This is a genomic window from Kitasatospora sp. NBC_01560 (genome assembly GCF_045208415.1).
In the GTDB taxonomy this organism is placed as follows: Bacteria; Actinomycetota; Actinomycetes; order Streptomycetales; family Streptomycetaceae; genus Kitasatospora.
This window is the reverse complement of the sequence record NZ_CP109364.1, coordinates 1434848-1451500: the sequence shown is the minus strand read 5'-3', so window position 1 is coordinate 1451500 and position 16653 is coordinate 1434848. Positions and strand designations below refer to the sequence as shown.

2 protein-coding genes are annotated in these 16653 nt (G+C 76.5%); both read left to right on the top strand.

Going from position 1 to position 16653, the window contains the following annotated elements; all coding sequences use genetic code 11:
• Positions 1–91: 91 nt before the first annotated feature.
• Entirely contained in the window at positions 92–883 is a 792-nt protein-coding gene (locus OH807_RS06030; protein ID WP_406210735.1) for a thioesterase domain-containing protein, read from the top strand.
• Between the two features lie 186 nt (positions 884–1069).
• Positions 1070–16627 carry a type I polyketide synthase gene (locus OH807_RS06025; RefSeq protein WP_406210732.1) on the top strand — a complete coding sequence of 5186 codons (15558 nt, stop codon included), beginning with the start codon at positions 1070–1072 and terminating at the stop codon, positions 16625–16627.
• Positions 16628–16653: the final 26 nt, after the last annotated feature.

Genomic DNA, 16653 nt, shown 5'->3' with positions numbered 1-16653 from the left:
CGCCCTGCCCGCCGGCGGGCAGGAGCTCGACTCGCTGGAGCGGCTGTTCCTGGAGGCCCTGGCGGTGGGGAAGACCGGCGAGGCCCAGCGGATGCTGGCGACCGTGGCCGCGCTGCGCCCGACCTTCGAGGCGACCGCCGAACTGGAGGACCTGCCCTGGGCGGCCACGCTGGCCGAAGGCCCGCGAAAGCCGCGGCTGATCTGCGTCAGCGCGCCCACCGCCAACGCGGGCATCCACCAGTACGCCAGGCTCGCCGCGCACTTCCGCGGCGACCGGGACGTCTCCGCCCTGCCGCTGGTCGGCTTCGCCACCGGCGAGCGGCTGCCGGCCACGCCGGAGGCCGCCGTGCGGGTGATCGCCGAGAGCGCGCTGCGGGCGAGCGAGGGCCACCCCTTCGTCCTGGTCGGCCACTCCTCCGGCGGCTCCTTCGCCTACGCGGCCGCCGGACTGCTGGAGAGCACCTGGGGGATCAGGCCCGCGGGCGTCGTCCTGCTGGACACCCTGAGCTTCCGGCACCAGGCGGACGAGGGGGTCGACTACTCCGGCATGATGCGGGTCAACTTCACCCAGGCGGACGCCTCTCCGGTGCGGCTGACCAACTCCAGGCTGTCGGCGATGGGGCGCTGGATGGTCCTGCTGAACCAGCTGGACGTCCAGCACACCACGGCCCCGGTCCTGCTGGTCCAGTGCGGCAAGCCGCTCTTCGGCGCGGTCGACGCCGGTGAGCCGGTCGCGCCCGCGCAGGGCCGGAGGGAGCCGCTGGTCGCGGGCGCGGACGTGCGCCTGGTCGCGGCGGACCACCTGTCGATGATCCGGGAGGACTCGGCGCGGACGGCACGGATCGTGGAGGAGTGGCTGCGCGCCACCGACGCGGTGGAGTGACCGAGCGGCACACCGGGCGCACCGGGCACCCCAGGGTGCCCGGTGCGCCTTCGCGCGCCCGTCCCGAGGCGCCCCGGGGGCCGCCCGGCTCTAGGGAATTCCGCAGTCGACCGTGGTCAGACTGGGCGGCGGGTCGGACCTGGATGTCAGGAGCCCGGCATCTCACCCCGAGAGGTTGACATCGTGATGTCGAACGAGGAGAAGCTCCGCGACTATCTGAAGCGGGCCGTCGAGGACCTCCACGAGACTCGCGAGCAGCTGCGCGAGGCGGACGGGCGGAGCCGGGAGCCGATCGCGATCGTCGGGATGGCCTGCCGCTATCCGGGCGGTGTCCGGTCGCCCGGCGAGCTGTGGGAGCTGGTGCGTGACGGCGTCGACGCGGTCTCGGGCTTCCCCGCCGACCGGGGCTGGGACCTCGACGCGCTGTACGACCCCGACCCGGACCACCCCGGCACCACCAGCACCCGAGCGAGCGCGTTCCTGCACGAGGCGGCGGAGTTCGACGCCGCCTTCTTCGGCATCTCGCCGCGCGAGGCGCTCGCGATGGACCCCCAGCAGCGGCTGCTGCTGGAGACCGCCTGGGAGGCCGTCGAGCGCGCCGGGATCGCCCCCGACTCGCTGCACGGCACGGACACCGGTGTGTTCGTCGGCGCCGGCCACGGTGGCTACGACTCGGTCCTCACCGGGCGGCGGCAGGAGGAGGAGACGGGCGGGCACCTGCTGACCGGGAACACCGTCAGCGTCGCCTCCGGGCGCATCTCCTACGTGCTCGGCCTGGAAGGGCCGGCCGTGACGGTCGACACCGCGTGCTCGTCCTCGCTGGTGGCCCTGCACCTGGCGGTCCAGTCGCTGCGCCGCGGCGAGTGCTCGCTGGCGCTGGCCGGCGGCGTCACCGTGATGTCGACCCCGCAGATGTTCGTGGAGTTCTCCCGGCAGCGCGGGCTGGCGCCGGACGGGCGGTGCAAGCCGTTCGCGGCCGCGGCCGACGGCACCGCGTGGAGCGAGGGCGTCGGGCTGCTGCTGGTCGAGCGCCTCTCGGACGCCCTGCGGCTCGGCCACCCGGTGTTGGCGGTGGTGCGCGGCAGCGCGGTGAACCAGGACGGCGCGTCGAACGGTCTCACGGCGCCGAACGGTCCTTCGCAGCAGCGGGTGATCCGCCGGGCGCTGGCCGACGCCGGGCTGTCCGCGGCGGAGGTGGACGTGGTCGAGGCGCACGGCACCGGCACCCGGCTGGGCGACCCGATCGAGGCCGAGGCCCTGCTCGCGACGTACGGGCAGGGCCGGCCGGCGGGCCGGCCGCTGCTGCTCGGATCGCTGAAGTCGAACATCGGTCACACCCAGGCCGCTTCGGGCGTCGCGGGCGTGATCAAGATGGTGCTGGCGATGCGGCACGGCCTGGTGCCCAGGAGCCTGCACATCGACGCCCCCTCACCCCACGTCGACTGGTCCGCCGGCGCCGTCGAACTGCTCACCGAGCCGGCCGAGTGGCCCGCCACCGACCAGCCGCACCGGGCGGCGGTCTCCTCGTTCGGGGTCAGCGGGACCAACGCCCACGTGATCGTCGAGCAGGCTCCCGAGGCCCCGTCCGATCAGCCGGGCGCCGATCAGCCTTCGCTTCCGGTCTGGCTGTTGTCGGCCAGGAGCGGTGAGGCGCTCCAGGCGCAGGCGGAGCGGCTGGCCGCCCGGGTGCGGTCCCTGCCGGAGCTCGCCACCGCGGACGTGGCCCTCTCCCTGGCGACCACGCGGGCCCTGCTGGAGCACCGCGCCGTCGTGGCCGCGGCCGACCGGGAGGAGGCGCTGCGCGGACTGGACGCGCTGGCCGAGGGACGTACCGCCGCCGGACTGGTCGACGGGGTCGCGGCGAAGGCGCCGGTGGCCTTTCTCTTCTCCGGCCAGGGCTCGCAGCGGCTCGGGATGGGGCGGGAGCTGTACGACCGGTACCCGGTCTTCACGGGGGCCTTCGACGCCGTCTGCGCGGGGTTCGACGGACCGCTGCGCGAGGTCGTCTGGGGCGAGGACGCAGAGCTGCTCGACCGGACCGAGTACGCCCAGGCCGCGCTGTTCGCGGTCGAGGTCGCGCTGTTCCGGCTGCTCGAATCCTGGGGTGTCAGGCCGCAGTTCGTGGCCGGACACTCGATCGGTGAGATCGCCGCCGCGCACGCGGCCGGGGTCTTCTCACTGGCGGACGCCTGCACCCTGGTCGCCGCGCGGGGTCGGTTGATGCAGGCGCTGCCCGCCGGCGGGGCGATGCTGGCGGTGCAGGCCACGGAGGGCGAAGTCCTCCCGCTCCTCGGCGAGTTCGTCTCGATCGCCGCGGTCAACGGTCCGACGTCCGTGGTGGTCTCCGGCACCGAGGAGGCCGTCGAGACGATCCGCGTCCACTTCGAGCAGCAGGGCCGCAGGACGACCCGCCTGCGGGTCAGCCACGCCTTCCACTCGCCGCTGATGGACCCGATGCTGGACGAGTTCCGCACGGTGCTGGAGCGCCTCTCCTTCGCCGCACCCACGCTGCCGGTGGTGTCGAACCTGACCGGTGGCCTGGCCACGGCCGAGCAGCTCCGCTCGCCGGAGTACTGGGTGCGCCACGTCCGCGAGACGGTCCGCTTCGCCGACGGCGTGCGCACCCTGCACGCCCAGGGCGTCACCCGCTTCGTGGAGCTCGGCCCGGACGGCGTGCTCTCCGCCGTGGCCCAGGAGTCGGCCGGGGAGGACGCCGTGCTGGTCCCCGTCCTGCGCAAGGACCGTGCCGAGGCGGAGACGGCGCTGAACGCGCTGTCGCAGCTCCACGTCCACGGCGTGAAGGTCGACTGGACCGCGCCGGCCCCCGGCACGCGGGCGCGCCGCGTCGAGCTGCCGACCTACGCCTTCCAGCGCCGGCGGTTCTGGCCGCCGACCGGCGCCCTGGACGTGCTGACGGGCGAATCGCCGACCGATCCGCTGGAGACCGCCTTCTGGGCGGCGGTCGAGCGCGGCGACCTGCGGGAGGCGTCCGCCGTGCTCGGGATCGAGGGGCGGGCGGCCACGGCCTCGCTCGACGACCTGCTCCCCGTGCTGGCGTCCTGGCGGCGGCAGCGGCGGGAGTCCTCCACCGTGGACGGGTGGGGCTACCGGACGTCCTGGACGCCGGTCACCGCCCGCCCCGGGCGGGCCGTGACCGGTCGCTGGCTGGTCGTCGTCCCGCAGGGCGCCGACGAGGACGGCTGGTCGGCCGCCCTCGTCGACGGCCTGGCCGCCCGGGGGGTGCGGGTCGAACGCCTGACCGTGGCGGGGGTGGACGCCGACGAGGTCACCGCCCGTCTGGGCGCGGATCAGCTGACCGCGGAGCCGCCGGCCGGCGTGCTCTCCCTCCTGGCCCTGGACGAGCGGCCGCACCCCGTGTTCCCGGCGGTGCCGCGCGGGCTGGCCGCGACGGCCGGGCTGCTGCGCGCCCTGGAACGGTCGGGCGTCCGGGCACCGCTGTGGTGCGTCACCCGCGAGGCGGTGGCCGCCGACCGGACGGACCGGGTGTCCGGTGCGGCGCAGGCGCAGTTCTGGGGCCTCGGGCGGGTCGCCGCGTTGGAGCACCCGCAGCTGTGGGGCGGACTCGTCGACCTGCCGGCGGTGCTGAACAGCCGGATCCCGGCGGGGCTGGCCGACGTCCTGGCCGGCGTCGGCGAGGACCAGGTCGCGGTCCGTGCGGCCGGCGTGCTCGCCCGCAGGCTGGCCCGGACCCCGGCGGCCGACACGCCGACCGCGGCCGCCGCGGACGGCTGGACGGCGCCCGGCGGCACGGTGCTGGTCAGCGGCGGTACGGGCGCACTGGGCGCCCAGGTGGCGCAGTGGCTGGCCGCCGCGGGCGCCGAGCACCTGCTGCTGGTCGGCCGCCGGGGCGCGGCCGCCGAGGGCGTGGCCGAACTGGAGGCACGGCTGACGGCGCTGGGGACGAGGGTCACCGTGGCCACCTGCGACCTCGCGGACCGGGCGGCGGTGGCCCGGCTGCTCTCCGGGATCCCGGCGGAGCTGCCGCTGACCGGAGTGGTGCACGCGGCCGGCCTGCTGGACGACGGCGTGCTGGAGTCGCTGACCACCGACCGCTTCGACAGCGTGCTGCGCGCCAAGGCCGAGGGGGCACGGCACCTGCACGAGCTGACCCGCGACCACGACCTGGCGATGTTCGTCCTGTTCTCGTCGGTCTCCGGCGTGCTGGGCAACGCCGGGCAGGCCAACTACGCGGCGGCCAACGCCTACCTGGACGCGCTGGCCGAACAGCGCCGGGCCGAGGGCCTGGTGGCGACCTCGGTGGCCTGGGGCCCCTGGGCGGGCCGCGGCATGGCCGCCGCCGCCGAGCTGCCGGCCGAGCGGACCCGTCGGAGCGGGCTTCTCCCGATGGCGCCGGAGCCGGCGCTGCTGGCCCTGCGCCGGGCGGTCGCGAGCGGCACGACCAGTGTGACCGTGGCCGACGTCGACTGGCCGTCGCTGGCGGCCGTCCTGACGGCGGCCCGCCCGAGCCCGCTGATCGGCGACCTGCCCGAGGTACGGGCGCTGCGCGCCGCCGACCGGCCCGCCGAAGCCGGCGCCGCGACGCTGCGCGGGCGCCTGGCCGGCCTCGCCGCGGCCGAGCAGGGGCGCATCCTGGTCGAACTTGTGCGCGAGCAGATCGCCCGGGTGCTCGGCCACGCCTCCCCGGGCAGCATCGACGCCAAGCGCGCCTTCCGGGAGCTGGGCTTCGACTCGCTGACGGCCGTCGAGCTGCGCAACCGGCTCGCCGCCGTGACGGGCCTTCGACTGCCGGCCACCCTGCTCTTCGACCACCCGACGGCCGTCGCGGTCGCCGCCCACCTGCGGGCCGAGCTGACCGGCGGCCGTGGCACGGCCGCTCCCGTCGCCGCGGCCGGCTCCGACGAGCCCGTCGCGATCGTGGCGATGGCCTGCCGCTTCCCGGGCGGGGTGAGCACCCCGGAGGAGCTCTGGCAGCTGCTCGCCGACGAGGTGGACGGCATCACCGGCTTCCCGGCGGACCGCGGCTGGGACACCGAGCGGATCTACCACCCGGACCCGGAGCACCCGGACACCAGCTACGTCCGCGAGGGCGGGTTCATCGCGGACCCGGCCGGTTTCGACGCCGAGCTCTTCGGCATCTCGCCGCGCGAGGCGCTGGCGATGGACCCCCAGCAGCGCCTGCTCCTGGAGACCGCCTGGGAGACCCTCGAACGGGCGGGCGTGGCACCGGACTCGCTGCGCGGCAGCGCCACCGGCGTGTTCGTCGGCTCCAACTTCCAGGACTACCCCAGGCTCCTCGACACGGCCGAGGACGACGTCGCGGGCTACCTGATGACCGGCAGCGCGTCGAGCGTGGTCTCCGGCCGGCTCTCCTACACCTTCGGCTTCGAGGGCCCGGCCGTGACGGTCGACACCGCGTGCTCGTCCTCGCTGGTGGCCCTGCACCTGGCGGTCCAGTCGCTGCGCCGCGGCGAGTGCTCGCTGGCGCTGGCCGGGGGCGTGACGCTGATGTCGACCCCGCAGGCCTTCGTGGAGTTCTCCCGGCAGCGCGGGCTGGCGCCGGACGGGCGGTGCAAGCCGTTCGCGGCCGCGGCCGACGGCACCGGCTGGAGCGAGGGCGTCGGGCTGCTGCTGGTCGAGCGCCTCTCGGACGCCCTGCGGCTCGGCCACCCGGTGTTGGCGGTGGTGCGCGGCAGCGCGGTGAACCAGGACGGCGCGTCGAACGGTCTCACGGCGCCGAACGGTCCTTCGCAGCAGCGGGTGATCCGCCGGGCGCTGGCCGACGCCGGGCTGTCCGCGGCGGAGGTGGACGTGGTCGAGGCGCACGGCACCGGCACCCGGCTGGGCGACCCGATCGAGGCGCAGGCCCTGCTCGCCACCTACGGCCAGGACCGCCCCGGCGACCGGCCGCTGCTGCTCGGATCGGTGAAGTCCAACCTCGGCCACACCCAGGCCGCCGCCGGTGTCGCGGGCGTGATGAAGATGGTGCTGGCGATGCGGCACGGCCTGGTGCCCAGGAGCCTGCACATCGACGCCCCCTCGCCGCACGTCGACTGGTCCGCGGGCGCGGTCGAACCGGTCGCCGAGGCGACCGCCTGGCCCGCCACGGACCGCCCGTACCGCGCCGGGGTCTCCTCCTTCGGGCTCAGCGGCACCAACGCCCACGTGATCCTGGAGGCGCTCCCCGGACCGGCACCCCGCTCCGCCGCCGACGCACCGTCGCTGCTGCCCTGGGTGCTGTCCGCGCACACCCCGCAGGCGCTGCGCGCACAGGCCGGCCGCCTCGCCGCGCACCTGGCGGCCGCCGGCACCGAGCCGGCCGGCCTCGCCCACGCACTGGCGACCACCCGGGCCGCGCTGGACCACCGCGCGGCCGTCGTGGCCGCCGACCGGGCGAGCCTGCTGGACGGGCTCGACTCGCTGGCCGCGGGCCGGGCCCACCCGGCCGTCCGCGAGGGTCACTGCGAGGGCGACGGCGAGACGGTGTTCGTCTTCCCCGGCCAGGGTTCGCAGTGGGCCGGGATGGCGCTGGAACTGCTGGACACCTCACCGGTCTTCGCCGAGCGGCTGGACGCCTGCGCGGCCGCGCTCGCACCCCACGTCGACTGGTCGCTGCACGACGTGCTGCGCGGTGCGCCCGGCGCGCCGCCGGCGGACCGCGTCGACGTCGTCCAGCCCGTGCTGTTCGCCGTCATGGTCTCCCTCGCGCAGCTGTGGCAGGCACACGGGGTGCGGCCGGCCGCCGTGGTCGGTCACTCGCAGGGCGAGATCGCCGCGGCCTGCGTGGCCGGCGCGCTCTCGCTGGACGACGCCGCCCGGGTGGTCGCCCTGCGCAGCAAGGCGCTGACCTCGCTGTCCGGCCAGGGCGGGATGGTCTCGGTCGCGACCTCGGCCGAGGCCGTCCGCGAGCTCGTCCGCCCCTGGGGCGAGCGGGTGTCGCTTGCCGCCGTCAACGGCCCGGACTCGGTGGTGCTCTCCGGCGAGCCGCAGGCCCTCGACGCGCTGATCGCCGCCTGCGAGCGCGACGACATCCGGGCCCGCCGGATACCGGTGGACTACGCCTCGCACTCCGCCCAGGTGGAGCGCATCGAGGAGGAGCTGCACGCCCTGCTGGCGCCGATCGCGCCCCGCCCGGCGGAGATCCCCTTCTACTCGACGGTCAGCGGCACACCGCTCGACACCACCGGGCTGGACGCCGCCTACTGGTACCGCAACCTGCGCGGGACCGTGCAGTTCGAGCAGGCCACCCGGGCCCTGCTGGCCGACGGCTACCGGGTGTTCGTCGAGATCAGCCCCCACCCGGTGGTGACCACGGGCGTGCAGGAGACCATCGACTCCACCGGGATCGCCGCCGCGGCCACCGGCACGCTGCGACGTGACGAAGGCTCACTCGCGCGGTTCCTGCTCTCGCTGGCCGAGGCCCGCAACCACGGCACCCGGATCGACTGGACCGCGCTCTTCACCGGCCGGCCCGCCGACCCGGCGCAGCTGCCGACCTACGCGTTCCAGCACCGGCGGTTCTGGCCGCGCCCCTCGCCGACGGCGGGGGACGTCACCGCGGCGGGCCTGGGCACGCTGGACCACCCGCTGCTCGGCGCCGCCGTGGAACTCGCCGGCGGCGACGGGCTGGTGGCAACGGCTCGCTGGTCGCTGCGGAGCCACCCCTGGCTCGCCGAGCACGCCGTGACCGGCGCGGTGGTGGTGCCCGGCGCGGCCCTGGCGGAGGCGGTGATCCGGGCCGGCGACGAGCTCGGCTGCGGCCGGATCGAGGAACTCACCCTGCACGCACCGGTGCTGCTGCCCGACACCGGCGAGCTGCGGGTGCAGATCGCCGTCGGCGCCGCCGACGGGTCGGGGCTGCGCCCGGTGACCGTGCACACCGGCCGGGGCGACACGGGCGCGCCGTGGACCGAACACGCCACCGGCACCCTGACCGCACCCCGGGCCGGGGACGCCTCCGACGGCCTCGCCGACTGGCCGCCGCGCGGGGCGCAGCCGCTGCCCGTCGACGGCTTCTACCCGGCGCTGCGCGAGGACGGCTACGAGTACGGCCCGGTGTTCCAGGGCGTCCGGGCGGCCTGGCGCCTCGGCGAGGAGGTGTTCGCCGAGGTGGAGCTGCCCGAGGCGGCGCAGCCGCAGGCGGCCCGGTTCGGGATCCACCCGGCGCTGCTGGACGCCGCCCTGCACGCGGCCGGCCTGGGGCCGCTGCGCGTCGAGGACGGCCGGCCCGGCCTGCCGTTCTCCTGGACGGGCGTCTCGCTGCACGCCGCCGGGGCCACCGCCCTGCGGGTGCGGCTGAGCCCGGCCGGGCCCGGCAGCGTCCGCGTCCTGATGGCCGACCCGGCGGGTCGGCCGGTGGCCGTGATCGACGCGTTGGCCGTACGACCGCTCGCGGCCCACTCCCTGGAGGCCGGGCCGAGTGCCGTCCGGGACGCGCTCCTCGGCATCGAGTGGCCCGAAGTACCCGTCCCGGAACGGACCGTGGCGCCGGCCGCCCGGTGGGCACTGATCGGCCCCGAGCCGCGTCACGCGGCGGCCCTGGCCGAGGGCGGGGTCGTGCTGGCGGCCTGGGACGACCGGGCCGGGCCGGAGGCGCCCGAGGTCGTCATGGTGACGGCGCCGCAGCCGCTCCCCGGCGTCCCCGGTGACCCCGGCGTCCCCGGGGCGACCGCCGCGACGCTGGAGCGCGTCCTCGGGCTGCTCCAGGAGTTCCTCGCCGACGACCGCCTCGCGAACATCCGGCTGCTCGCGGTCACCGAGCAGGCCGTCGCGACCGAGGCCGGCGGGGACGTCACGGACCTGCCCGGCGCCGCGCTGTGGGGCCTCGTCCGCTCGGCGCAGACCGAGCACCCCGGCCGGATCGTGCTGGCCGACCTCGACGGGCAGCCCGCCTCCTGGCGCGCGCTGCCCGGCGCGCTGGAGGCGGACGAACCGCAGCTCGCGCTGCGGCAGGGCGCCGCCCACGCGCCGCGGCTGGCCGGCGACCCGGCGGGCGAGGCACTGACCGTGCCGGACACCGCAGGACCGTGGCGGCTGGACATCACCGAGAAGGGCACCGTCGACCGGCTCGCCCTGCTGCCCGGCCCGGAGGCGGTGGCCGCGCTGGAACCGGGCCAGGTCCGACTGGCGGTACGGGCCGCCGGTCTGAACTTCCGCGACGTCCTCAACGCGCTGGGCATGTACCCCGGCGGCGCCCGCCTCCTCGGCTCCGAGGCCGCCGGGACGGTGGTCGAGGTCGGCCCGGGGGTGACCGGACTGGCCCCCGGCGACCGGGTGATGGGCATGGTGACCGGCGGCTTCGGCCCGCTGGCCGTCGCCGACCACCGGGTGCTGGTGCGGATGCCGCAGGGCTGGACCTTCGCCGAGGCGGCCGCCGTCCCCGTGGTCTTCCTCACCGCCTACTACGCCCTGCGCGACCTCGCCGGCCTGGCCCGCGGTGAGTCCGTCCTGGTGCACGCGGCCACCGGCGGCGTCGGCATGGCCGCCACCCAGCTGGCCCGGCTCTGGGGAGCCGAGGTCTACGGCACCGCGGGCGAGGCCAAGCAGGAGCTGCTGCGCGCCGAGGGGTGGCCCGCCGAGCGTCTGGCCTCCTCCCGGACACTCGACTTCGAGGACGCCTTCCGCACCGCCACCGGCGGCCGGGGCGTGGACGTCGTGCTGAACTCCCTGGCCGGGGAGTACGTCGACGCCTCGCTGCGCCTGCTGCGCCCGGGCGGCCGGCTGATCGAGATGGGCAAGACCGACGTCCGCGCGCCGGAGCAGGTCGCCCGGGACCACCGGGGCGCCGGCTACCGCGCCTTCGACCTGATCGAGGCCGGACCGGACCGGATCCAGCAGATGCTGACCGAGCTGGTCGCGCTCTTCGAGCAGGGCGCGCTGCACCCGCTCCCGCTCACCACCTGGGACGTGCGGCACGCCCGTGAGGCGTTCCGCCACATGGCCCAGGCCCGCCACATCGGCAAGGTCGTGCTGACCGTACCCCGCCCGTGGGACGCGGACGGCACCGTGCTGATCACCGGCGGCACCGGCGAGCTGGGCGGTCTGCTCGCACGGCACCTGGTCGCCGAACGCGGAGTCCGCCACCTGCTGCTGGTCGGCCGGCGGGGCCCGGACGCCCCCGGCGCCGAGGCACTGCACGCGGAACTCACCGCCCTCGGCGCCCGGGTCACCGTGGCCGCCTGCGACGTCGCCGACCGGGAGGCGCTGGGCGACCTGCTGGCCACGGTGGCGCCCGAGCACCCGCTCACCGCCGTGGTGCACGCCGCGGGCGTGCTCGACGACGGCGTGATCGCCTCGCTCACCCCCGACCGGCTGCGCACCGTCCTGCGGCCCAAGGCCGACGCCGCCTGGCACCTGCACGAGCTGACCGAGCGGCTGGACCTGGCCGAGCTGGTGTTCTTCTCCTCCGCCGCGGGCGTCTTCGGCTCGGCCGGACAGGGCAACTACGCGGCGGCCAACACCTTCCTGGACGGCCTCGCCCAGCACCGCCGGGTCCGCGGGCTGCCCACCACCTCACTGGCCTGGGGCCTGTGGGCGCAGGCCAGCGGGATGACCGGGCACCTGGACGCCGCCGACCTGACCCGCGCACGGCAGACCGGCGGGCTGCCCCTGGACACCCGGGACGGACTCGCACTCTTCGACGCGGCCGTCGCGGCGGGGCGGGCCCAGCTCGCCCCCGTCCGGCTCGACGCCGCCGCGCTGCGCTCCCGTACCCGGGACCACCTCCCGCCCCTGCTGCGGGCGCTGTTCCGCGGCAAGGCCCGCCGGACGGCCGAGCGCACCGAAGCCGCCGCACCGGACGGACTGCGGCGGAGGCTGGCCGGGCTGACGCCCGCCGACCGCCGGGCCCTGCTGCTCGGCCTGGTGACCGGCAACGCCGCCGCGGTGCTGGGCCACGCGGGTACGGACGCCGTCCACGCGGGCCGGGCCTTCCGGGACCTCGGCTTCGACTCGCTCACCGCGGTCGAGCTGCGCAACCGGCTCAACACCGCCACCGGCCTGCGGCTGCCGGCCACCCTGGTCTTCGACCACCCGAGCCCGGGCGCGCTCGCGGACCACCTCGACACGCAGCTCGCGGGCGGTGCGGCCGAGTCCGGCGCACCGGCCGCAGCCGCAGCCGCAGCCGCAACCACGGCCACGGCCGTCGCCGCCGACGAGCCGATCGCGATCGTCGGCATGGCCTGCCACTACCCCGGCGGCGTCCGCTCGCCGGAGGACCTCTGGACCCTGCTCGCCTCGGGCACCGACGCCGTCGCGGGCCTGCCCACCGACCGCGGCTGGGACTTGGAGCGGCTCTACGACGCCGTCCCCGACGACCTCGGCGGCTCCCGCACCCTGGAGGGCGGGTTCCTGCACGAGGCCGCCGACTTCGACGCCGACTTCTTCGGCATCGGCCCGAACGAGGCCCTGGCCATGGACCCGCAGCAGCGGCTGCTGCTGGAGACCGCCTGGGAGGCGGTCGAGCGGGCCGGCATCGACCCGAGGACGCTGCGCGGCAGCCGGACCGGCGTCTTCGCCGGCCTCTCCTCCAGCGACTACATCGGCCGGGTCGGGCAGCTCCCCGAGGAGCTCGCGGGCTACGTCAACAACGGCAACGCCGGCAGCGTGGTCTCCGGCCGGGTCGCCTACACCCTGGGGCTGGAAGGCCCGGCGGTCACCGTCGACACGGCCTGCTCCTCGTCCCTGGTGGCCCTGCACCTGGCGGCGCAGGCGCTGCGCGGCGGCGAGTGCTCGCTGGCGCTGGCCGGCGGCGTGACCGTGATGTCCTCCCCGGGGATCATGGTCGATTTCTCCCGGCAGCGCGGGCTGGCCGCCGACGGGCGCTGCAAGCCGTTCGCGGCGGCCGCCGACGGGACGGGCTTCGCCGAGGGCGTCGGCCTGCTCGTCGTCGAACGGCTCTCCGACGCGCTGCGCAACGGCCACGAGGTCTGGGCCGTGTTGCGCGGTTCCGCGGTCAACCAGGACGGCGCCAGCAACGGCCTCAGCGCCCCGAACGGCCCCTCCCAGCAGCGGGTGATCCGCCGGGCGCTGGCCAACGCCGGGCTGACTCCAGGCGAGGTGGACGCGGTCGAGGCCCACGGCACCGGCACCCGGCTCGGCGACCCGATCGAGGCCCAGGCCCTGCTGGCCACCTACGGGCGGGAACGGGCGGAGGGGCGGCCGCTGCTGCTCGGCTCCATCAAGTCGAACATCGGGCACAGCCAGGCCGCGGCCGGCGTGGCCGGCGTGATGAAGATGGTGCTGGCGATGCGGCACGGCCTGCTCCCCAAGAGCCTGCACATCGACGCCCCCACCCCGGAGGTGGACTGGTCCGCCGGCGCCGTCGGCCTGCTCACCGAGGCCGCCCCCTGGCCGGCCACCGGGCGGCCGCGCCGGGCCGGCGTCTCCTCCTTCGGCATCAGCGGCACCAACGCGCACGTCATCCTCGAACAGGCTCCCGGCGCCGATCCCGGCCGGGCCGAGCCCGTGCCCGCGCCCTCGGCACTGCCCCTGCTGCTGTCGGCGCGCAGCGCACCCGCCCTGCGCGGTCAGGCCCGGGCGCTGCTCGACCACCTGGACGAGGCCGCGGCACTCGACACCGCCGCCTCGCTGGTCGGCGGGCGCGCCACCCTCGAACACCGGGCCGTCGTGGTCGGCACCGACCACGAGGCCCTGCGGACCGGACTGCGCGCGCTGGCCGAGGCCCGGCCGGCACCCGGCGTCGTCCACGGCCGCTGGGCCACCGGCCGCGACCGCAAGGTCGTCCTGGTCTTCCCCGGCCAGGGTTCCCAGTGGGCCGGTATGGGCGCCGAACTGCTCGACGGCTCACCGGCGTTCGCCGGCCGGATCGCCGAGTGCGAGCAGGCACTGGCGCCGTACACCGACTGGTCGCTGAGCGCCGTACTGCGCGGCGACGCCGGCGCGCCCGGCCTCGACCGGGTGGACGTCGCCCAGCCCGCACTGTGGGCGATGATGGTCGCGCTGGCCGAGGTGTGGCGCGCCCACGGCGTGGAGCCGGCCGCGGTACTGGGGCACTCCCAGGGCGAGATCGCGGCCGCCTGCGTCGCAGGCCTGCTCACGCCGGCCGACGCGGCCAAGGTGGTCGCCCTGCGCAGCCGGGCCATCGCCACCGGACTCTCGGGCCACGGCGGAATGGTGTCGTTGACCGTGCCGCACGCCGAGGTGCCGGCCCGGCTCGCCGCCTGGCGCGGCCGGATCTCGATCGCCGCGGTCAACGGACCCGCCGGCGTGGTCGTGTCCGGCGATCCCGGGGCGCTGGCCGAACTGATCGAGTCCTGCGCGCGCGACGGCGTGCGCGCCAAGCGGATCCCGGTGGACTACGCCTCGCACTCGGTGCAGGTCGAACGGATCCGCGAGACCCTGCTGGCGGACCTCGCCGGCATCGAGACCCGCCCGGGCCGGATCCCGTTCTTCTCGACGGTGACGGCCGACTGGGCCGACCACGGGACCCGGCTCGACGCGCACTACTGGTACCAGAACCTGCGGCACACCGTGCGCCTGGAGGAGTCGGTACGCGCGCTGCTCGGCCAGGGCCACGACGTCTTCGTCGAGTCCAGCCCGCACCCCGTCCTCACCATGGGTATCGAGGACACCGTCGCGGCCGCGGAGGCGGAGGCGGTGGTGATCGGCTCCGTCCGCCGTGACGAGGGCGGCCCGGCCCGGGTGCTGGCCTCCCTCGCCGACGCGCACGTGAACGGCGTCCGGGTCGACTGGAGCGGCGCCGTCGCGGGCGGCAGGGCCGTGGACCTGCCCACCTACGCCTTCCAGCGGGAGCGCTACTGGCTGGACGCGGCGCCCCGGGCCGGCGACGCCCTGCCGCAGGCCGACCCGCAGGGTTCGCTGTACCGCGTCGAATGGAGCGAGCTGCCCGGTGCGGCGGCCGCCGGCCCGGCCGCCGCACCGGCCCGCACCTTCGACGGGCCGGCGGACCTGCGCGCGGCCCTCGTCACCGACCCCGCCGCCGACCCCACGTCCGGAGAGCTGGACCCGGAGCCGGCGCCCGAGACCGTGCTGCTGCGATTCGCGCCCGGGACACCGCCCGACGGCGCCGGCGTCCCGGCGGCCGTGCACGAAGCCGTGCACACCGTGCTCGACCTCGCCCGGCGCTGGCTGGCCGACGCCCGGTACGCGGCCGCGCGGCTGGTCCTGGTGACCTCCGGCGCGGTCGGCACCGGACCGCGGGAGGACGTCCGGGACCAGGCGGCCGCGGCCGCCTGGGGCCTGATCCGCTCCGCGCAGTCCGAGCACCCCGGCCGGTTCCTGCTGGCCGACCTGGACGGCCTGGCGGACTCCGAGCAGGCCCTGCCGGCCGCCACGGCGGCCGCCGTCGCCGCCGGGGAGTCCCAACTGGCCGTCAGGAACGGGACGGCGCTGGTGCCACGGCTGCTCCCGGCAGCCGCCGCGGACCCCGCCGGCACCGCCCGGCCCTGGGAGGGCGCCGCGGAGGGCACCGTGCTGATCACCGGCGGGACGGGCACGCTCGGAGCCCTGGTCGCCCGGCACCTGGTCACCCGCCACGGCGTACGCCACCTGCTGCTGACCGGACGGCGCGGACCCGACGCCCCCGGGGCCGAGGCGCTCCGCGAGGAGCTGGCAGGGCTCGGAGCCGAAGTCTCCGTGGTCGCCTGCGACGCCGCCGACCGGGACCGGCTCGCCGCGGTCCTGCGCGACATCCCGGCCGAGCACCCCCTGACCGGGGTGGTCCACGCGGCCGGCGTACTCCGGGACGGCCTGCTGGAGACCCTGACGGACGAACAGGTCGATCAGGTCCTGCGGCCCAAGGTGGACGCGGCCTGGAACCTGCACGAGCTGACCCGGGGCGCGGACCTCTCCGCCTTCGTGCTCTTCTCCTCCTTCGCCGGCCTCGCCGGCGGCATGGCGCAGGGCAACTACGCGGCGGCCAACGCCTCCCTCGACGCCCTGGCCCGGCACCGCCGGGCGCGCGGCCTGCCCGCCGTCTCGCTGGCCTGGGGATACTGGGGAGATTCCAGTGGAATGACGGCCACCCTGGGCGACATGGATGTCGCCCGCCTCGCCCGCTCCGGGATGCTGCCGCTCTCGGCCGCCCGCGGACTCGCACTGCTCGACACGGCCTCGGCCGCCGACAGCCCGCTGCTGGTCCCGGTCCGGCTGGACCTGCGGTCCCTCACCTCCGGTGACGTGCCCGCGCTGCTGCACGGCCTGCTCCCCGCCCCGGTGCGCCGGGCCGAGCACCCGGCCGCGACCGGGGCACGGGACGCGCAGGTCGCGGAGCGGGAACTCCGCGCCCGGCTGGCCGGGCTGAGCACGGCCAAGCAGGAGCACCTGCTGCTGGAGCTGATCGTCGGGCACGTCGCCACCGTCCTCGGCCACGGCTCCACCGCGGCGATCGAGGCCGAGCGGGGCTTCCTGGACCTCGGCATGTCCTCGCTGACGGCGGTCGAACTGCGCAACCGCCTCAACACGGAGACCGGCCTGCGGCTGCCGACCACCGCGATCTTCGACCACCCGACCCCCGTCCGGCTGGCCCGCCACCTGCGCACAGCACTGGACACCGGGCCGGCCACACCCGTCCTCGCCGAGCTCGACGGCCTGGAGAAGGCCGTCGCCGGCGCCGAACTGGACACCGAGACCCGCGCCCAGCTGGTCCTCCGGCTCAGGACACTCCAGTGGAAGCTCGACACCCCCGACGAGGACGACCCCGCCGAGCACGGCGACGCCGACCTCACGGCCTCGACCGACGACGAGATCTTCGACCTCATCGACAACGAACTCGGCCTCGCCTGACCGGGCCCCACCGATCACCCGGGGTC